We start from the raw sequence: 19,613 nt of genomic DNA on the forward strand, positions 1-19,613 counted from the left end.
GCCGCCCTGCAAAGCGGTACAACCGAAATCAGTGCGCGGCTGCGTAGGCTTCCTGCACCTGCGCGGAAATACGACCGCGGGACGAGACTTCGTAGCCGTTCTCCTTGGCCCACTCGCGAATCTTGCCAAGATCGTTGGAGGCCGAGCGCTTTGTGCTCGATCCCGCACGAGCGCCGGTCGAACGACGGCCTGCGGTCTTGCGAGCCGCGGCAACATAGTCGGATAGCGCCTCGCGAAGCGCGTCGATGTTGTCGTTCTTCAGATCGATCTCGTAGGTTGCCCCGTCGAAGCCGAATTCGACCGTCCGACCGGCTCCCGGTCCGATCGGCGAATCGTCGAGATCATCGACGAGTTGAACGGTGACTTTTTGCGCCATGGTGATCTCCTCATTCTGGGTATGTCGACCAGGATAAGGCACTCGAAGCAATTCGGTCATAACATCGCGCTTGTTATCCAAACGCGAACGAGATCGAACGACTCGAGGATTACTCGTCGAGCGCCAGTTCCTTTGGCAATTCGAGCTCGCGGTTGGTCAATTCCTCAACATTGACATCCTTGAACGTGAGCACTCGTACTGATTTGACGAATCGGTCAGACCGGTAGACGTCCCATACCCAGACGTCGGTCATGCTCAGCTCAAAATAGAAATCGTGCTCGGTGTCCCGCCGCACGAGCTCGACTTCGTTCGCCAGATAGAAGCGGCGTTCGGTCTCCACGACGTAGCGGAATTGAGACACCACGTCCCGGTACTCCCGGTAGAGGGCCAGCTCGACCTCACGGTCGTAGTCATCGAATTCGTCGTCGTCCATTGCAGGACCATCCTACGGCGCGGGCAGCGCGCCTGCGGCAGGCGCCTCATCGACGGCCCGCACCTCCAGCCCTGCGGTCTCTGCGAGCGAGGGCCGCTCGTGCAGCCACGTGCGGCGGTGCAACCCGTGCACCCCGTACTCCGCAATCGCGCTGTAGTGCGCGCGCGATCCATAACCCTTGTTCGCCTCCCATGCGTAGTGAGGCGCGTCATCGTGAGCGGCCACCATCAGGGCGTCACGATGCACCTTCGCGACCACGGAGGCCGCCGATACTGACGCGCAGTCTCGATCCGCCTTGATCCGAACCTGCACGTCGATCGGATCGTCAAGCGCCCGCGAAAGCCAGTCGAATGATCCGTCGAGCAGCACGACCGCGGATTGAATGTCGACGCCGAGCGTCCGGAGGCCTGTGACGGCCCTACTCCCCGCAAGACCGAGCGCAGCAACGATGCCGAACTCATCGATGTATGCAGCATCCGCAAGACCCACTGCGGAAACGCACCATCTGCGGATCATCGGGACGAGTCGCTCTCGCCGATCCGGCGAAAGCAGCTTCGAGTCCGCAAGCCCTGCGGGCATTCTCCGGACGCTCGTCGTAATGGCGGCCACGCCGACCGCTACGGGTCCGGCGATCGCGCCCCGCCCGACTTCGTCACAGCCGATCACCGTTGATCGGCCGAGCTCGAACTGCTCTCGCTCCCACCGCAACGTCGGACGATACTGCGGCACCATCAGTCCTTCGCGCGTCCGACCCCGGCGAACGTCGATGAGTAGTCGCTGAGCCAACGCCAACGGTCTGCCGGCCACGAGATCACGAACGCACGTCCGACGACATCGGACATGGGCACGAAGCCCTTGCTCGGCGTTGTGCGGTTGTAGCGCGAGTCCTTCGAGTCGTATCGGTTGTCGCCCATGACCCACAGCGAATTGGCTGGGACGGTGACCGAAAAGCTGGTGCCAGAGGCGGCGGACTTGCCGGACGGGAGTGTGATGTATGGCTCGGCGAGCGGAACGCCGTTGACAGACATCTGCCCGAGGTCATTGCAGCAGCTGACGTGATCGCCGGGAAGCCCGATCACCCGCTTGATGAGGTGGTTGTCGCTGTCGGCGGTTCCGAGCCCGACCTGCGTGAGCAGCCATTCGAACGCGCGACCGAGGTCGCTCGTCGGCTGGACATTCGGCAGGTTCTCGCCGGCGAGCCAGCCGCCAGGGTCGGTGAACACGATGATGTCCCCACGATGCACCGGGATCACATTGGGCACGAGTTCGTCCACCACGACTCGGTCGTTGACTTGCAGCGTGTTCTCCATTGACCCCGACGGGATCCAGAAGGACCGGACGAGGAATGTCTTGACCAGGAAGGAGACCAACAACGCTGCGAGGACGATGATGAAGAGATCGCGAAGGAAGGTCAGCGCGCCGCCCCGGCGTGGTTTCCGCCGGTTCTGCCGCGTACGCGGGCGCCGCAACGTCGTGGTGGTCGAGTCGCTCATGGATTGCCCAGATGCATCCGTTTCAGACATGGAAAACGCCCCCCGTCACTTGCACCACGGTACAGGGACGAGGGGCGTCATCAGGCGCCGAAGAAGACCGACGGTGCCTGCGAGTCAGATCAGGCTTCGCGCTTCTCGCGGATCTTCCGGCGCGCTGCCTTCCCGCGGAGCTCGCGGAGGTAGTAAAGCTTCGCCCGGCGCACGTCACCGCGCGTCACGATCTCGATGTGGTCGATGATCGGCGAGTGGACCGGGAACATGCGCTCGACGCCGACCTGGAAGCTGACCTTCCGGACCGTGAAGGTCTCGCGAACGCCGTGGCCCTGACGACCGATGACGACACCCTGGAACACCTGGATACGCGAGCGGGTGCCCTCGATGATGTTCACGTGCACGCGAACGGTGTCGCCCGGGCGGAAGTCAGGGATGTCGCTCTTGAGATTGGCGGCATCCACCTGATCGAGAAGCTGGCTCATGATGGGTCACTCTCTGCGAACGCGCACGGGTCGCTCGCGGATCGATGTCAACGAAGAATGAAGGCATGCCCGACGATGGCGGCTCCCCCGTGGCAGAGCCGAGCCTGGGCACAAACATCTATCTTGCCACACGTGCACGCCGCTCCGCCATCGGGTCGGGCACGGCAGGATACAAGGCATGATCGAACTGCGCTCGCCCGCTGAAATCGAACGCCTCGCCACCGCGGGCCGCTTCGTCGCTGAGGTGGTGACCGCCCTTGCGGAGTCCGCAGCGGTCGGGGTGAACCTGCTCGAGCTGGACGCGCTCGCCGCCCGCCTCATCGCTGATCGCCCTGGCGCCTCGAGCTGCTACGTCGACTATCACCCCTCGTTCGGCAGGAGCCCATTCGGGCACTCGCTGTGCACCTCGGTCAACGATGCTGCCCTGCATGGCCTGCCGCACGACTATTCGCTGCACGATGGCGACCTGCTCAGTCTCGACTTCGCCGCGAGCGTCGACGGCTGGGTCGCGGATTCGGCAGTCACCGTGCAAGTCGGCTCGGAGCGCGCTGAGGACCAGCGTCTCATCGCCACGGTCGAGCGCGCTCTCGCCGCAGGGATCGACGCGGCCCTCCCCGGCAACCGGATCGGCGACATTGCGTCCGCGATCGGGAGCATCGCCCGCAGTGCGGGCTACGGCGTGAACCTGCAGTTCGGCGGTCACGGTGTCGGACGCACGATGCACGGAGACCCGCATATCCCCAACGACGGCCGCCCGGGGCGCGGCCTTCGGCTCCGCCCCGGCCTCGTCATCGCCATCGAGCCCTGGCTCATGGCAGGAACGGACCAGATTGTTCAGGATGACGATGGCTGGACGTTGCGCAGTGCCGATGGATCCCGTGCGGCCCATGTCGAGCACACCGTCGCCATCACCGAGCGCGGCCCGCTCGTACTCACTCAGCGGAGTACGGAGCGCGCTCGCGTGACCTCATGACGCGCCGAGTTGGCCCATCGCCCCGCTGCGCGCCGGTCGGGTCATCGGAGATCGACCGAGGCAGCGCCGGGTCTACGAACGCGGCACACCCGGTCCGGCTGCGCCCGCATCGTGGTCGAGGAGTTCGATGAGGTCTGGACGAATGCGCCGGGTGCGCTCAAGCTGCTGGGCGCGCCGCCACTCGTCGATTGCTGCGTGGTGACCACTCAGGAGCACGGGAGGCACGCTCCGACCCCGCCACGTCGATGGCTTCGTATACGACGGGTACTCGAGAAGGCCGTCCTCGTGTGACTCCTCGACCAGTGACTCGGGGTTGCCGACCACGCCTGGCACGAGTCGACCAACCGCCTCGAGCATCGCCATGGCCGCGACCTCGCCACCGTTGAGGACGTAGTCGCCGAGCGACAACTCCGTCACGCGGCACCGCTCGGCAGCCCAGTCGAGCACCCGTGCATCGATGCCCTCGTACCGTCCGCACGCGAAGACCAGATGGTCGGCCGTCGCCAATCCGCGCGCGATCGGTTGGCTGAACCGCGTCCCGGCCGGCGTTGGCACAACGAGTGTGGAGGTCCCGTCGGGTCGCAGCAGCGCTTCGAGTGCCTGCGCCCAGGGCTCTGGCTTCATGACCATGCCCGCACCACCGCCGTACGGCGTGTCGTCGACCGTGCGATGGCGGTCCGTCGTCCAGTCACGAAGGTCGTGGACCTGAACGTAAAGCAGCCCGTCCTGGCGCGCCCGACCGAGGAGTGAAACGTCGAGGACCGAGAAGAACGCCGGAAAGATCGTGACGATGTCGACGCGCATGGCTATGAAGGGTCGGCGGAATCTGGTTCGGACGCTCCAGCACCGTCACCGGCAGTGTCCGTCCGACGCTCGGCCACTGCACCGTCGCTCGGCTCGGCCGGCGCGCCATCGCTCGGCGCGGCCGGCGCGCCGTCGCTCGGCTCGGCAGCCTCACGGTCGTCCACCGGGTCTTCGAAGAGCCCCATCGGCGGGGTGATCGTCACCGAGCCGGCGGCCACATCGACGGTCGGCACGATCGCGCGCACGAACGGCACGAGCACCTCCCGATCGGCGTCAGCGACGGCGAGGAGATCATGCGCAGGTAAGTGGTCGACGCGGGCGACGACGCCGACCTCGACGCCGTCGCGGAGGACCCGGAGTCCGACGAGCTGGTGGTCGTACCACGCGTCATCGTCGCCGGTCTGCTCGGATTCGTCGTGGTCGATCCAGAGAATTGCCTTGATGAGGCTTTCGGCGACCGTGCGGTCGGGCACATCGCGGAAGAACGCGACAGGGTGCCCGTTGTACCACCGCAGCTCGTCGAGCACGATCGTTCGACCCGCCCAGGGCGAGTCGTCCGGGACCTGCAGCGAGAACGTCGCGCCGGGCACGAACCGACGATCCGGGTCATCGGTGTAGAGCTCGAGCTTGATGCCGCCCTTGAGCCCATGCGCCTTTGTCAGTCGACCCACCCGGAGCTGGGTCGTGCGGCTAGGAATCGGAGTCGACCACATCGACCCGCACGCGCTTGCCGTCGGCGAGAGCCGTGACGAGCGTGCGGAGCGCCTTGGCGGTCCGTCCGGCGCGACCGATCACGCGACCGAGGTCCTCGGGGTGCACGCGCACCTCGAGGACCTCGCCACGTGGAGTGGTGGAACTGGCGACGCGGACTTCGTCCGGGTGATCGACGATCCCCTTGACGAGGTGCGTCAGCGCGTTCTCCAACAAGTCCTTACGCCTCAGCAGGGGTCTCGTCGGCGGTCGCCGCGGCGTCCGACTCGGACTCGGCGGCAGCAGGAGCCTCGGCGGTCTTCTTCTCGGACTTCGGCTTGAGCACGGGCTTCTTCGACGCGTCTGCGACGAATGCCTCCTTCGGCTCGCGCGTCTTGACCTTGCTCGCGGTGTCGGCCTCGCCCTTGAAGGCGGCCCAGTCGCCGGTGAGCTTGAGGAGGGCTGCGACCTGCTCGGTCGGCTGCGCGCCGACACCGAGCCAGTACTGCGCGCGCTCTGAGTTGATCTCGATGAGGGAGGGCTCCTCGGTCGGGTGGTACTTGCCGATCTCCTCGATCACGCGACCATCGCGCTTGGTGCGCGAGTCGGCGACGACGACACGGTAATAGGGCGCCCGGATCTTTCCGAGGCGCTTGAGGCGGATCTTGACAGCCACAAATGCTCCTGTTGCGTACTTGTTGTGGTTGAACTGGAACCGCGGGCGTGGGGGCACACACGGCGAAGCTCGGGTGAGTGACGCGCACCGCCGGATAGAGGGTCGAGCGGGCACGATTCGACCGTTCATTCTTGCAGATCGGCGCGCGTGCCGCCAACCGGCCGGTTGAGCGTGTCCACCCGGATGCAGCTCGGCGTGGTCAGGGAGCGAGTCGGCGGACGGCCTCAAGCGCCTCACTCGTGGCACGGACCGCGTCGACGCTGCTCGCGTCGCGCGCACCGCCGACGAGGGCGAACGGGATCGACATGGTCTGGAGGTCCGTGCTCAGGCCGTCACGCGCCTCCTGTCCGGCGCAGATCACCACGGAGTCCGCGGGGATCTGCACTCGCTCGCCGGCGTCGTCGACGATCTCCAGGAACCCGGGCTCGATGCGGACGTACTCGCGCACCCCACCGACGAAGCGGACGCCCGCATCCCGCAGTCGGCCAAGCGCCACCCACCGCGAGGTGATTCCGACGCCCTGACCGAACTTGCCCGACCGTCGAAGGACGGTGACGAGCGCTCCCTCACGCGTGGAGCGGTGCGCGACGGGCTCCCGCTGCGGCACCTCGCCGACGACCCCGTCGAACGTCTCGACGTCCCAGCGACGCGCGAACGCAGCGGCACGCGCCTCCTCGGACGGCGATTCGACAAGGAATGCAGCCGTGTCCACGCCGATGCCTCCGCCGCCGATGATCGCGACGGATCCTGGCGGAACCCCGTCGCGAAGCGCGCTTTCATAGCTGAGCACGTGCGGAAGGTCCGCGCCGGGGATCGACACGCTCCGCGGCTCCACGCCGGTGGCGACGACCACCGCGTCGCTCTCCTGCAGGTCGGCCGCGCTCACGGCTCGACCGGTGGTGATCTGCGCACCGCGCTGCAGCAGCTCGGTGCGCGCGGCTCGAACCGTCGCCGCGTAGTCCTCTTTCCCGGGGATGAGCGCGGCGAGGTCGAACTGACCACCGAGGCGATCGCTCGCCTCCCACAGGTGTACCCGATGCCCCCGACGCGCAGCATCGACGGCGGCTGCGAGGCCGGCTGGACCGCCACCCACGACGTCGACACGCTTCGGGTCTGCGGTCGGTGCGAGCGGGAACTGTGCCTCACGGCCGGCGCGCGGATTCACCAGGCACGACACGGGAGCCCCGATGATGGAACGGTCGAGGCACGCCTGATTGCAGCCGATGCACGTGTTCACCGCCGCCAGATCGCCGCGGAGCGATCGCGACACGATCGTGGGATCGGCGAGGAACGGGCGTGCGAGCGCCACTGCGTCGACGAGCCCCCGGTCGAGCACGGCCTCGGCATCGCGGAGGTCCGTCATCCGGTTCGAAGCGATCACGCGCACGTCCGGATACGGCGAGGCCCGCACGACTGCCGCGATCCGCTCGACGTACGACACCCACACGGCGTGCGGAACCGCCGCCTGAACGGTCGGGGTCCGCGACTCGTGCCAGCCGACCCCGACGGAGATTCCGTCGATCCCGAGTGGGAGGAGGTCGGCGACTAGCGCGTCGACGTCATCCTGGGTACTCGAGTCGGGCATGAGGTCGACACCGGAGAGTCGGATCGTGACGGCGAGGTCCGGCACTGCGGTGCGCACGGCGCGGACCACCTCGACGGCGAAGCGGCGACGACGAACCGGGTGCCCGCCCCACGCGTCGTCGCGATGATTCGTCAGCGGCGAGCAGAACTGGTTGATCAGGTACCCCTCGGACGCCATGATCTCGACGCCGTCGAACCCGATCGAGCGCGCCGTGCGTGCGGCAGCTGCGAAGTCCTCGATCGTCCGCTCGATCTCGGGCGCGGTGAGTTCTTCCGGCACGATGCCGCGGGCCGCTGCCCACGGCAGCGCCGATGGTGCTACCGCCCGCTGCGGGTCGCCGTTCCGATCGGTCAGCCCGCTGACGAGCGCGTACCGGCCCGCGTGGAAGAGCTGCGCGAGGATGTGCGCGCCCTCCTCGTGGACCGCGGCCACCGCCTCCCGGAAGCGGTCGTCGGCGCCATCGCGGCCAAACACCGCGAAGTCCGCACCGCCCCGAGCTTCGTCGCTCACTGCGATGCCCCCGGTGATGATGAGTGCGGCGCCGCCGGACGCGCGCTCTCGGTAGAACGCCGCCATGCCGACACCGCCGTCATCACGCGTCTCGAGGCCGGTGTGCATCGACCCCATGATCACGCGATGCGGCAGGCGCAGCGGGCCGAGCGTCCACGGCGACGCCGTCGTCGCGAGCGTGTCCGTCATGGTGGGCTACTCCGCGACGGTCGCGTCCGGCGGAAACACCGCGTCGTGCAGCGGAGCGGTGGTGTCCGACCAGTACGGCGGCGCGATGACGGTGAGTCCGCCATCGACGGACAGGACCTGACCGGTGATGTAGGACGCTTTGTCCGACAGGAGGAAGTCGACCGCATCTGCCATGTCGTCGGCGGTGCCCGGCCGCTGCAGCGGCAGCTTCGACAGCACGGACTGCATCGGCGCCATGCCGGGCACGCGGTTGTAGAAGTAGTCGAGCGAGTCTGTGTCGATGAGCCCCCCGTTCACGGCGTTCACCGTGATCTGACGCGGGCCGAACTCGGTCGCCATGAACTTCATGTACGCCTCGTTCATGGCCTTCGCAGCTCCGAGGGCCGCGTAGGTCGGGAACGCACGCAGCGACCCGTACGACGTGACGACCACGATGCGGCCGCCCCGGTCCATCAACGCTGCAGCACGCTGCGCACCGAGCACGAACGAGCGGGCGTTCGTCGCATAGCTCCGATCCAGGTGGTGCAGCTTCAGCTCGGCGACCGGCTTGAACGCGCTCGCTGCGGCGTTCGCAACGAAATAGTCGAGCCGTCCGTACGTGTCGCGGACCAGGTCGAAGAGCGCATCGATCGACTCGGGGCTCTCGATGTCCACCTGCGCGGTGATCCCGTCGCCGCCTGCCGCCTTGACGTCGGCGAGCGACTCCTCCGCGAGCTCGGCGTTCCCCTTGTACGTCACGACGACGGTGACACCGCGCTCCCCGAGCTTCTTCGCAAGCAGGCGGCCGATACCGCGGGATGCGCCCGTGATCAGGGCGATGGGGGCGTTCGTGGACTCGGTCACAGTGTTCCTTCGCTTCGGTTGCGCCTGGTCGGTCTGGAGGCGGTGCGCACGACGCGCGCCGAGCCTCCGGTCGGTCGGATGGTCGGTCAGAAGCCGGCGTGGCCGGTCACGACGGCTCGGCCGACGACGAGCTTCTGGATCTCGTTGGTGCCCTCCTCGAAGCGCTGCGCGCGCGCGTCACGGTAGACACGCTCGATCTTGTTGCGCTTCCAGTAGCCCTGGCCGCCGTGCACCTGGAGTGCCTTGTCCGTGACACGGGCGAGCATGTCGACGGCGACCATCTTTGAGGCGCTCGACAGCGTGCCGGCGTCCGGCCGGCCCTCCTCGTAGGCTCGCGCTGCCTCGAGCACGAGGGCGCGCGCCGCGGCGATGTCGGCGTAGTTCTCGGCGAGATAGAACTGGATCGCCTGGCGCGTCGCCAGCTTCTTCCCGAAGGTCTCCCGCGTGTTGGCGTATTCCACGGCGAGCTCGTTCGCACGCTCCGCCAGACCGACCGCGCTCATCGCGACCGACACGCGGCTCGGGAGCAGGAAGCCGCCGAGGGCGACCTCGAGGCCCTGTCCTTCTTGCCCGAGGAGCGCGGACGCCGGGACGGGGACGTCCGTGAACCGCAGGATCGCGTGGTCCGTGCCACGAATGCCCATGGTGTCGGAGTCATCGATCACCTCGGCACCCGGGAGGCCGTTGTTCGGCATGAGGAACGCGACCGTGCCGTCCTGACCGGTCGTGCCCTCAAGGCGCGCGGCGATGAGCCAGTAGTCGCACTTCACGCCGAACGTGATGAGGTGCTTCTCGCCGTTCATCACATAGACGTCGCCCTCGCGCCGCACGGTCGTCCGGATGTCCGCACCGGTGCCTGCCGTCGCCTCGGTGAGCGTGAAGGCGACGAGCTTGTCGCCGGCTACCGAGGGCTTGACGACCTGCTCGAGCTGCTCAGGCGTCGCGTACGGCGCCATGGCACGCCATGTGCCGTTGATGACGTGCACGATCATCCGGATGGACGCGTGCGAGCGACTGATGATCTCCATGATCTCGAGGTAGCGCGAGAACGGGATGCCCTGACCACCGAGCTCGGCCGGTGCGGCGAGCGACAGCCACCCCTTGTCCTTCAGCTCGGCGAACAGCGCCGGCGGCACCGCGCCGCTCCGCTCGATCTCGTCGGCCCAGTCCTCTCCCGGACCGCGGACCCACTCGGTGACCTCGGTCTTCAGACGCTGGAAGGCGGCCTCGTCAAAGGTCGTCATGTGTCAGTTCTCCTTCGTGGCAACGAGCGCGGCAGCGTGCTCCCGCAGGACATTCTTCTGCACTTTCCCGACGGCGTTGCGCGGCAGCTCGCCGATGTACTCGAGCCGCTCCGGCCAGTAGTACTTCGACACGTTCGCGTGCTCCAGGTACTGCTGCATCGCGTCGAACGTCAGGGGTTCGTCATGGCGCGCAAGCACGACATACGCGCACGCGCGCTCGCCGAGTCGCTCGTCCGGCATCGCGACGATCGCTACGTCCGTGACGAGCGGGTGCTGGTACAGGAGGTTCTCGATCTCGACGACCGGGATCTTCTCGCCACCGCGGTTGATGACGTCCTTCACGCGACCGGTGATCGAGAGGAAGCCCTTGTCGGACAGCTTCGCGAGGTCACCGGTGCGGTACCAGCCGTCCTCGGTGAAGACGTCGTCGGTGAGGTCGGGTCGGTCCAGGTACCCGTCGAACATGGTCGGCGAGTGGAGCTCGAAATTGCCCTCGGTGTTGGGAGGCAGTTCTCGCCCCTCGTCGTCGACGATGCGGATTCGAATCCCCGGGAGCGCGCGACCGTCATGGCCGTAGGCGTCGGCGGGGTCGTCGTCGGGGCTCGACAGTGCCCCGAGGCATGTCTCGCTGGTGCCGAACGCTCCGAGGATTGCCGATCCGAGCACGGAACTCGCGCGCTGGGCGAGCGCCCGCGGAACAGCTGCACCCGTGGGGACGAAGATGCGGAGCGACTCGGGCGCTGGCGCCCCCGCCTCGACCAGATCGACGAGGTCGGTGAGGAACGGGGTTGCGCACTGCACGAACGTCGCGCGCGCCGCGCCGAACGCCTGGTCGAGCGCTGCGCTCGCATCCCAGACGGGTTGGATCACCTGGGCGGCACCGAGCCGGAACGCCAGCAACATGCCGTACAGGAAGCCGGTCTGGTGTGCAAGTGGCGACGGGATGTAGATCCGGTCGTCGCTCGTCAAGCCGGTCTGCGCGACGTGCAGCGCGGTCGCGATGCCGAGGGTTCGATGCGGATGCTGCACGCCCTTCGGCTCACCCGTGGTGCCGGATGTGAACAGGAGCTGACAGATGTCATCCGGCGCCGGGGACAGGCTCCGGATCTGCTCGACGTCGGGCTCGACCGACTCGAGCGCGGTGTCGAAATACCGCCAGTTCCATTCAGACGCGGCCACGCGCTCGGTCGCATCGGCGGGCATCGGCGGCAGGTTCGTCGGTGTGTCCGCGTGACCACGAGCCTCCGACCGGATCACGATCACGTGTTCGACGGCAAGACGCCGGCGCTGCGCGCGCGCCTCGTCGACGACGTCGAGCAGTTCCAGCGCGGGTCGGCGCTTCCGGAAGACGTTCGGGAGGAACACGACGCGCGCACGCGACCGCGCCAGGGTCATGGTGGTCTCGCGCGGACCGAACACGGGCATGATCGGTGTCGCGACGGCGCCGATCTGGATGGCTCCCAGCGTGATGGAGACGAACTCGCGCCAGTTCGGCAGCTGCATGGCGACCGATTCACCCGGACGCACTCCGAGCTCGAGGAGCAGGGCCGACACCCGGTCCGCCTCGTCCTGGAGTTCCTTCCATGTGGTCTCGAGCGGCGTCGGACCGCCGACCTCGATCACCGCGGGATCGTTCGGCCGGTCTTCGCTGAGTGCGCGCACGCGCTCGCTGAGGACGAGCGGCTCCGCGTCGATGCCGGCACGTGCCAGCTCGTCCGTCGTCTCCTCGACGCCGTCCTCGTCCTCGAGTTCGGCGCTCTGTTCTGCAGCGTGCGCAGCGAATGCCTGCTCGGCGTCGCCGACCTCCATCTCGAGTCCGACCGAGTTCATCGCCTCGAGGAATGTCGGGTAGGAGATCCGGTAGGCACGCGGGTAGGTCAGCGCCGACACCCCGTCAGCCTTCGACGCGGCGACCGCGAGTGACATGAGGACCCGGTGATCGTTGAACGAGGACATCGGGGAGCCGACGAGCCGCTCGACGCCGGTGACCCGGAGTTCGTCGGCGCCTTGCTCGGCCCGGCCGCCCATCCGGTTCAACTGCAGCATCGCCGCGACCCGGTCCGATTCCTTCAGGCGAATGTGTGCAACGTTCCAGAGCCGAGAGGTCCCCTCCGCGAACGTGGCCATCGTGGCGAGGATCGGCAGGAGGTCCGGGATGGGCTGGCAGTCGATATCCAGCGGTGCGAGCGGTGAACCATCGTGTTCGATGCGCACGAACCCGGTCTCTTCGTCGATGCGCATTGGCACGCCCATCGCGCTGGCGATATCGAGGAACTCGGACTCGGGATGGTCTGTCTCGCTGGTCCGGAACGAGGTCATGCCGCGCAGCAGAACGTTCGACTCGCGGATGCCCGCAGCGGCGATGCCGAATGCCGCCGAGCCGATGTCGGGCGGGATCACGTAATCGTGCGGGGTCGCCCGCTGACCCGCAGGGATCCGATACTCGAGCCAATCGTCGGAGACCTCGACGGTCAGGCCGAACTGTCGCATCATGCGGATGGTGAGCTCGACGTACGGCTGCTCATTGAGGCGCCCGCCGGTGATGTGGAGGCGCGTCTCCTGTTCTGCGAACGGCGCCACGAGCAGGAGGCCCGACACCCACTGCGAGAGGGTGCCGGCGATCGAGACATCGCCGCCGCGCGGACGGCGCGGCTGCACGGTGATCGGCGGGCAGTCGTTCGTCGAGCTGAGCTCGACCCCCATCTGCGTCAGCGAATTGAGCAGGGCTTTGATCGGGCGACGCTGGAAGTACTTCATGCCGGTGAGCGTCATGGGTCGGTCCGCGAGCGACGCGAGTCCGGTCATGAAGTACAGGGTCGTGCCCGACGAGCCCATGTTCAGCAGGCCGTCCGCGCCACGACTGCCATGATCGACGACCGTCGGATCGGCCTGATAGCGCCCGCCGAGACCAGTGACGAGGTAGTCATTTCCGCGCCGGCGAATATCGACCCCGAGCGCGCGCAGCGTGCCGACGGTCCACTCCACTTGACGGGTCGTGCTGATCCCCGAGACGACACTCGTTCCCTCAGCCAACGACGCGAGCACGAGCGCTCGATGCGCGTGGTACTTCGAGACCGGGATGTCGAGTTCTCCGACGAGCGGTGCGGATGTCCCGCGCACGACCAGCTGCATGCGTATCCTCTTTTCCCTAGCGAGCGTCACCACCGTAGCCCGGCGCCGGACCCCCTCGGATGATGGATCCCGGACCACTGCACTGCCCCGCTTTTGTGCGTGTCTGACAAGAAGTGCTCGAACGTCACTGGTCGAACCCCTGCACCACGAGTGTGGCACGCGCCAGCCCGATTGACGACGCGCGATGAGGGGAACTCAGTCAAGCGGGTACGGGCGTGCGAGGGCGCCACCTGGTGCCCGACCTCACCGGATCAGGCACGTGCGGGGCGGGACGTCAGCGTCCGAGGAACTTGTTCAGCGCTGCGAGCTCTTCCTGCGTCGGCTGCTTGCCGACGGGTTCGCCGTCGGCACTGCCGCCGCGGCGACCGAACCCGAATCCCGATCCGGCTGGCGCCGCAGGGACGGGAGCGGGCTGTCCGGATGCGATCGCGGCATTCTGCGCCGCACGCTTCGCCGGGTTCCCGGCCTTCGACTTCTTCTTGCCGGGCTGGGCCTTCCGGCCGCCATGCATTCCGGGCACAGGACCCATGCCGGGAACCTGCGGCACGCCGCCGCGGGCGACGGTCTTCATCATCTTCGCGGCCTGCTCGAATCGGTTGACGAGCGAGTTGACCTCGGTCACCGTGGTGCCGGCACCCTTCGCGATGCGAAGCCGACGGGAGCCGTTCAGCAGCTTCGGCAGTTCGCGTTCCTGCGGCGTCATCGACTGGATGATCGCCTCGGTCCGGATGATCTCGCGCTCGTCGAAGTTGTCGAGGGCCTCCCGCATGCCACGTGCACCGGGGAGCATTCCGAGCATGCCCTTGATCGATCCGGCCTTGCGCAGCTGCTGCATCTGCCCGAGGAAGTCGTTCAGCGTGAAGGTCTCGGTCGCGATCTTCTCCGCGACCTTCCGCGCCTCTTCCTCGTCGAAGGCCTGCTGCGCCTGCTCGATGAGCGAGAGGATGTCGCCGAGGTCGAGGATGCGGCTTGCCATCCGGTCCGGGTGGAACGGCTCGAAGTCGTCGAGCCCTTCTCCGGTCGACGCGAACATGATCGGACGCCCGGTGACGCTCGCGACGGACAGCGCAGCCCCACCACGGGCGTCGCCGTCCAGTTTGGACAGCACAACGCCCGTGAAGTCGACGCCGTCCTGGAAGGCACGCGCGGTCGCGACCGCGTCCTGCCCGATCATCGCGTCGATGACGAACAGGACCTCATCCGGGTCGACGGCCTTCCGGATGTTCGCCGCCTGCTTCATCAGCTCGGCGTCGACGCCGAGACGGCCCGCGGTGTCCACGATGACCGTGTCGAACTGCCGGTCGACGGCGACCTTCAGCGCGTTGCGCGCGACCTTGACGGGGTCACCAACACCGTTTCCCGGCTCAGGCGCGTAGACCTCGACACCGGCCTGCTCGCCGACGACCTGGAGCTGGGTCACGGCGTTCGGACGCTGCAGGTCTGCGGCGACGAGCATCGGGGTGTGGCCGTCCTTCTTGAGCCACTTTCCGAGCTTGCCGGCGAGCGTTGTCTTTCCCGCGCCCTGGAGGCCGGCGAGCATGATGACGGTCGGCGGTCGCTTCGCGAACTCGAGTCGGCGCTGCTGTCCCCCGAGGATCTCGATGAGCTCCTCATTGACGATCTGAACGACCTGCTGGGCCGGATTCAGCGCCTTGTTGACCTCGTCCGACAGCGCGCGCTCGCGGATCGCCGCGGTGAAGGCCTTGACGACCTCCAGCGCCACATCGGCGTCGAGCAGCGCGCGCCGAATCTCGCGGACCGTCCCGTCGACATCTGCGGGCGTCAGCCGCCCTTTCGAGCGGAGGTTGCGGAAGGTCTCGGTGAGCCGGTCGGAAAGTGAGCCGAATTGCGCCATGGTCCGCCAATTCTACCGGTGTCCCTCCCGGGCGGCGGGCTCCCACTCGCACCGCCGTCAGCCGACGACTGTGCGCGTTGGTAGACCGGATCCAGAAACCCGCTTAGAGTTGCCCCATGGCGGAATTGCAGATCGTTCGCGTCCCAGAGCTCCTGCCGTATTTGGACGGGCTCGCCCTGCAACAGCACCTCCGGCGCGAGGTCGCAGCCGGCCGATCCTCCGGAGCCGTCGTCCTCTGCGAGCACCCGTCTGTCTACACGGCGGGCCGACGGACGCAACCGAGCGACCTCCCGAGCGACGGCTCTCCCGTGGTCGACGTCGATCGGGGCGGCCGCATCACCTGGCATGGTCCAGGACAACTCGTCGCGTACCCGATCGTCCGGTTGAGCGACCCTCTCGACGTGGTCGCATGGGTGCGCGATCTCGAGCAGGTCCTGATCGACGTGGCCGCGTCCGTGGGGGTGCGCGCGGAGCGTGTTGACGGCCGCAGTGGTGCGTGGGTCCGGCACCCCGACGGCACCACGGCGAAAGTCGCTGCGATCGGGCTGCATGTGGCCGAAGGGATCTCCAGTCACGGCATCGCCATCAACTGCACGAATGACCTCGCACCGTACGACGCGATCGTCCCCTGCGGCATCAGCGACGCGGGCGTGACCACCCTGAGCCACGAGGCCGGACGAACGATCGACGTTGCGGACATCGCCGACACCGTGGCAACGCGGATCGTCGCCGCGGTCGACGGCATGCGCAGCGGTCACCGGATCGCGCAGGCCACGACGAGCCTCCGGACCGATGCGCCCACCCCGGCGCACGCGCCCGTAGCGGCGGGAGTCTCGGCATGACGCTCGCCCCCGAGGGCCGGCGCATGCTGCGCGTCGAAGCGCGGAACGCGGCCACCCCGATCGAGACGAAGCCGGCGTGGATCAAGACCCGCGCGACGCAGGGCCCCGCCTACCGCGAACTGACGGGGCTCGTGCACGATCAGCGGCTGCACACGGTCTGCCAGGAAGCGGGCTGCCCGAATATCTTCGAATGCTGGGAGGACCGGGAAGCGACGTTCCTCATCGGTGGCTCGCAGTGCACGCGCCGCTGCGACTTCTGCCAGATCGACACCGGCAAGCCGGAGCCGCTCGACCGGGACGAACCCCGGCGCGTCGCTGATTCCGTCGCCCGCATGGGTCTCCGCTACGCCACGGTGACCGGCGTGGCCCGGGATGACCTCGACGACGGAGGCGCGTGGCTCTACGCAGAGACAATCCGCGCGATCCACGAGCACTCCCCCGGCACGGGCGTCGAAATCCTCGTGCCCGACTTCAACGGCCTGCCGGACCAGCTCGCCGAGGTGTTCTCGGCGGCGCCGGAGGTATTCGCCCACAACGTCGAGACGGTGCCGCGGATCTTCAAGCGAATCCGTCCGGCATTCCGGTTCGAGCGGTCGCTCGATGTCATCAGGCAGGGACACGACGCCGGTCTCGTGACGAAGTCGAACCTGATCCTGGGGATGGGCGAGGAGCGCGCGGAGATCGAGGACGCGCTGCAGCGGCTCCGCGACGCGGGGACCGACATCATCACCCTGACGCAGTACCTCCGGCCATCGCCGCGGCATCTGCCCGTTGCACGCTGGGTGCGGCCGGACGAGTTCGTCGAACTGCGCGAAGTCGCGGAGTCGATGGGCTTCGCGGGTGTGCTCGCAGGACCGCTGGTTCGATCGTCGTACCGTGCGGGGCGACTGTGGGCACGGGCGACCGAGGCCCGCGGGGGCACCGTCCCCGAGCACTTGCGGCACCTGCTCGACGCAGCACCGGGGCGGCAGGCGCTCTAAGCCGGTCGACCGCGCTCGGACACACGGGAATTCGTTGCGGGAAACGGATCGTGGCCAGCTCCGCACTGCGGGGCTGGCCACGGGTCCTGATCGGGCTGGTCGGTCCGGACGCAGCGATGGCGCCGGACGCGGTGCTCTCGGCTGTCGTCAGACGCGACGGCCGGTGAAGCTCCGCCAGATCCAGCCGATGATGCCGATGATGAGCAGGATGATGCCGACTGCGATCATGAATTTCAGCGCGGCGACGAAGATGCCGCCGAACAAGAATGCAAGACCCAGGATCAGCAGAATAATGAAGAGGACAGGCATTGCAGGTCTCCTTTCTGGGGGACGGCCCCGACGGTAGACCTCGCTCGCAGGCGTTGCGCAGGAACTATCCAGCAACCGCTGTCAGCCGACGAGATTCTCCACGAAGACGTGGGGCGTGAACCCGGTCAGGTCGCCGATCCCCTCACCCTGACCGATGAGCTTGATCGGGATTCCCGTCTTGTCCTGGACGCTGATCACGAACCCCGCTTTCGCCGATCCGTCGAGCTTCGTGATCACGAGTCCTGTGACTCCGGCGCCGTCGATGAACGCCTGCGCCTGGTTCAGTCCGTTCTGCCCGGTGGTGGCGTCGAGCACGAGGAGCACTTCGGCGATCTCCGTCTGCTTCTCGACGACGCGCTTGATCTTGGCGAGCTCATCCATGAGACCGGCCTTCGTGTGCAGTCGCCCGGCAGTGTCGATGACCACGATCTCGACGCCCTCCCGCATCGCGCGCTCGACGGTCTGGTACGCGACCGAGGCGGGATCCTGCCCTGCCTGGGCCGGCCGCACCACGTCGACGCCGGCTCGCGCGGCCCACGTCGCGACCTGCTCGACCGCGGCAGCGCGGAACGTGTCCGCCGCGCCGATGAGCACGGTCCGGTTGTAGGAGCGGAGGAATTTGGCGAACTTCCCGATCGTCGTGGTCTTGCCAACCCCGTTGACTCCGACGACGAGCACGACGGCGGGCCGATTCGAGAGCTTGAGCGTGGTGTCCAGTTTGGAGAGCCGCTCTTCGAGCACCTCGCGGAGCATTCGATTGAGATCAGCAGGGTCAGTCGTCTGATACCGATCGACGCGCGCGCGGAGGTCGTCGATGATCTCCTCGGTGACGTCCGGGCCGAAGTCAGCGCCGATCATCGCCGTCTCCAGGTCGTCCCATGTGGTCTCGTCGATCGTCCGACGCTGGAACAGCCCTCGAAGGCGGGATGACAACGACCAGGAACTCGGCATGGTTCCAAGCTTAGGACCGGGCCACCGGACGATGCCGGGGCCATGCGCACCCACGTCGGCGGCCGTCACGCCCCACGACGCGGTACGATCGGTGTCACGAAGGGGAGTATTCCCAAGCGCATGTCTCGTCAATACGGTGTGGATCGACCCGCACCCGGGGCATCGGCGAGACCCGCGGTGCGGAGCTCGTGGAAGAGACCTTCAGTCGCTCGTCGCGCACGCGACCGCACTGAAGGACCCGCATGGACGTCACTCCCCTCGTCTGGATCGCCACGATCGTCGGAATCGTCGCGCTGCTCGCGTTCGATTTCATCGCGCACGTTCGCACTCCGCATGAACCCTCGATGCGGGAGGCTGCGGTCTGGTCCGCCATCTCCGTTGCGATCGCCATCCTGTTCGGCGTCGGCATCTGGGTGTTCGGCGGCCATGATGCGGGAGGCGCGTACTTCGCCGGTTGGCTGACCGAGAAGGCGCTGAGCGTCGACAACCTGTTCGTCTTCCTGCTGATCATGAATGCCTTCGCGGTCCCGCGTTCGAATCAGCAGAAGGTGCTGCTCGTCGGTGTCGCGATCGCATTGCTCGCGCGCGGGCTGTTCATCGCGCTCGGGGTCGCGATCATCAGCGCCTTCTCGTGGGTGTTCTACCTGTTCGGTGCGCTCCTGTTCTGGCTCGCGTGGACGCAGGCGCGCGGCACGCACGACGACGTCTCCGCGGACGAGGAGTCCCGAGTCGTTCGCGTGCTTCGCCGCGTGATCCCGACGGCACCCGAGTTCGACGGAGATCGCCTGACGACGATCGTCGGCAGCCGCCGGATGCTCACCCCGATGTTCATCGCCATGGTCGCGATCGGTCTCACCGACGTGCTGTTCGCACTGGACTCGATCCCGGCGATCTTCGGCCTGACCCAGGACGCGTTCATCGTGTTCACGGCGAACGCGTTCTCGCTCATCGGGCTCCGGCAGCTCTACTTCCTCATCGCCGGACTCCTGCAACGGCTCGTGTTCCTCGGCCAGGGCCTCGCCGTCATCCTGGCATTCATCGCCGTCAAGCTGGTCCTGCACGCCATGCACGAGAACACGCTCCCGTTCATCAACGGGGGTGCGCCAATCGAATGGGCACCAGAAATCCCGATCGGCATCTCGCTGGGCGTGATCGTGACGGTGATCGCGGTCGCTACGGCTGCAAGCCTGATCGTCAGCGCGCGGCGGATTCGGAACGTGTAACGGGGCGATGCCGTCAGGCCGCATTGGGA

Annotated in this window: 20 protein-coding genes; 4 read left to right on the forward strand and 16 right to left on the reverse strand. The window is 67.3% G+C overall.

Features of this window, described 5'->3' with window-relative positions:
* Window positions 1–28 precede the first annotated feature (28 nt).
* The 5 genes from CAM01S_RS08820 to rplS form a co-directional block, all read right to left on the reverse strand.
* On the reverse strand, window positions 29–436 hold the full coding sequence (locus CAM01S_RS08820; protein ID WP_373277698.1) for a histone-like nucleoid-structuring protein Lsr2: 408 nt from the start codon (window positions 434–436) through the stop codon (window positions 29–31).
* Between the two features lie 49 nt (window positions 437–485).
* Window positions 486–809, reverse strand: a complete 324-nt coding sequence (locus tag CAM01S_RS08825) for a DUF2469 family protein (protein ID WP_066519753.1) — start codon at window positions 807–809, stop codon at window positions 486–488.
* A gap of 12 nt (window positions 810–821) precedes the next feature.
* On the reverse strand, window positions 822–1,541 hold the full coding sequence (gene rnhB, locus CAM01S_RS08830) for a ribonuclease HII (protein ID WP_066519759.1): 720 nt from the start codon (window positions 1,539–1,541) through the stop codon (window positions 822–824).
* Entirely contained in the window at window positions 1,541–2,302 is a 762-nt protein-coding gene (gene lepB, locus CAM01S_RS08835) for a signal peptidase I (protein WP_066519764.1), read from the reverse strand. The genes rnhB and lepB overlap by 1 nt, the downstream gene beginning before the upstream one ends.
* A 119-nt stretch (window positions 2,303–2,421) precedes the next feature.
* The gene (gene rplS / locus CAM01S_RS08840; protein WP_066519768.1) at window positions 2,422–2,778 is read right to left on the reverse strand and encodes a 50S ribosomal protein L19; all 357 of its coding nucleotides are present in this window, start codon (window positions 2,776–2,778) and stop codon (window positions 2,422–2,424) included.
* A 178-nt stretch (window positions 2,779–2,956) separates the two neighbouring features.
* Between rplS and map the strand changes: the two genes are divergently transcribed.
* The gene (gene map, locus CAM01S_RS08845; protein WP_066519773.1) at window positions 2,957–3,751 is read left to right on the forward strand and encodes a type I methionyl aminopeptidase; all 795 of its coding nucleotides are present in this window, start codon (window positions 2,957–2,959) and stop codon (window positions 3,749–3,751) included.
* Window positions 3,752–3,823: 72 nt separating this feature from the next.
* Here map and trmD read toward each other — a convergent pair whose 3' ends face one another.
* From trmD to ffh, 9 genes are all read right to left on the reverse strand, one after another.
* Window positions 3,824–4,555 carry a tRNA (guanosine(37)-N1)-methyltransferase TrmD gene (gene trmD, locus CAM01S_RS08850; RefSeq protein WP_066519775.1) on the reverse strand — a complete coding sequence of 244 codons (732 nt, stop codon included), beginning with the start codon at window positions 4,553–4,555 and terminating at the stop codon, window positions 3,824–3,826.
* Window positions 4,556–4,557: 2 nt separating this feature from the next.
* Window positions 4,558–5,268, reverse strand: coding sequence for a ribosome maturation factor RimM (gene rimM / locus CAM01S_RS08855; RefSeq protein WP_083527886.1), 711 nt, complete (start codon window positions 5,266–5,268; stop codon window positions 4,558–4,560).
* Window positions 5,246–5,482, reverse strand: coding sequence for an RNA-binding protein (locus CAM01S_RS08860; RefSeq protein WP_066519778.1), 237 nt, complete (start codon window positions 5,480–5,482; stop codon window positions 5,246–5,248). The genes rimM and CAM01S_RS08860 overlap by 23 nt, the downstream gene beginning before the upstream one ends.
* A 4-nt stretch (window positions 5,483–5,486) precedes the next feature.
* Complete coding sequence (gene rpsP, locus CAM01S_RS08865) at window positions 5,487–5,921, reverse strand: 30S ribosomal protein S16 (RefSeq protein ID WP_066519782.1); 435 nt, start codon at window positions 5,919–5,921, stop codon at window positions 5,487–5,489.
* Between the two features lie 199 nt (window positions 5,922–6,120).
* Complete coding sequence (locus CAM01S_RS08870; protein ID WP_066519783.1) at window positions 6,121–8,205, reverse strand: oxidoreductase; 2,085 nt, start codon at window positions 8,203–8,205, stop codon at window positions 6,121–6,123.
* A 6-nt stretch (window positions 8,206–8,211) separates the two neighbouring features.
* The gene (locus CAM01S_RS08875; protein WP_083527887.1) at window positions 8,212–9,048 is read right to left on the reverse strand and encodes an SDR family oxidoreductase; all 837 of its coding nucleotides are present in this window, start codon (window positions 9,046–9,048) and stop codon (window positions 8,212–8,214) included.
* A gap of 86 nt (window positions 9,049–9,134) precedes the next feature.
* Complete coding sequence (locus tag CAM01S_RS08880) at window positions 9,135–10,292, reverse strand: acyl-CoA dehydrogenase family protein (RefSeq protein ID WP_066519785.1); 1,158 nt, start codon at window positions 10,290–10,292, stop codon at window positions 9,135–9,137.
* Between the two features lie 3 nt (window positions 10,293–10,295).
* Window positions 10,296–13,424: a 3-phosphoshikimate 1-carboxyvinyltransferase gene (gene aroA / locus CAM01S_RS08885; RefSeq protein ID WP_066519786.1), complete on the reverse strand. Its 3,129-nt coding sequence runs from the start codon at window positions 13,422–13,424 to the stop codon at window positions 10,296–10,298.
* Window positions 13,425–13,698: 274 nt separating this feature from the next.
* On the reverse strand, window positions 13,699–15,279 hold the full coding sequence (gene ffh, locus CAM01S_RS08890; RefSeq protein WP_066519787.1) for a signal recognition particle protein: 1,581 nt from the start codon (window positions 15,277–15,279) through the stop codon (window positions 13,699–13,701).
* Between the two features lie 116 nt (window positions 15,280–15,395).
* Here ffh and lipB point away from each other — a divergent pair, with 116 nt between their 5' ends.
* Window positions 15,396–16,121 carry a lipoyl(octanoyl) transferase LipB gene (gene lipB / locus CAM01S_RS08895; protein ID WP_066519789.1) on the forward strand — a complete coding sequence of 242 codons (726 nt, stop codon included), beginning with the start codon at window positions 15,396–15,398 and terminating at the stop codon, window positions 16,119–16,121.
* Window positions 16,118–17,101, forward strand: a complete 984-nt coding sequence (gene lipA / locus CAM01S_RS08900) for a lipoyl synthase (protein WP_066519791.1) — start codon at window positions 16,118–16,120, stop codon at window positions 17,099–17,101. The genes lipB and lipA overlap by 4 nt, the downstream gene beginning before the upstream one ends.
* 147 nt (window positions 17,102–17,248) lie before the next feature.
* Here the strand turns inward: lipA and CAM01S_RS14835 are convergent, their stop codons facing one another.
* Together CAM01S_RS14835 and ftsY are read right to left on the reverse strand one after the other, a co-directional pair.
* Entirely contained in the window at window positions 17,249–17,410 is a 162-nt protein-coding gene (locus CAM01S_RS14835; RefSeq protein ID WP_169795852.1) for a hypothetical protein, read from the reverse strand.
* A gap of 81 nt (window positions 17,411–17,491) precedes the next feature.
* Complete coding sequence (gene ftsY, locus CAM01S_RS08905; RefSeq protein ID WP_066519792.1) at window positions 17,492–18,361, reverse strand: signal recognition particle-docking protein FtsY; 870 nt, start codon at window positions 18,359–18,361, stop codon at window positions 17,492–17,494.
* 242 nt (window positions 18,362–18,603) lie between these two features.
* Between ftsY and CAM01S_RS08910 the strand changes: the two genes are divergently transcribed.
* Window positions 18,604–19,584, forward strand: coding sequence for a TerC/Alx family metal homeostasis membrane protein (locus CAM01S_RS08910; RefSeq protein WP_066519795.1), 981 nt, complete (start codon window positions 18,604–18,606; stop codon window positions 19,582–19,584).
* Window positions 19,585–19,613 lie beyond the last annotated feature (29 nt).

It is taken from the genome of Curtobacterium ammoniigenes NBRC 101786, from assembly GCF_001571045.1.
GTDB classification, from domain to species: domain Bacteria; phylum Actinomycetota; class Actinomycetes; order Actinomycetales; family Microbacteriaceae; genus Curtobacterium; species Curtobacterium ammoniigenes.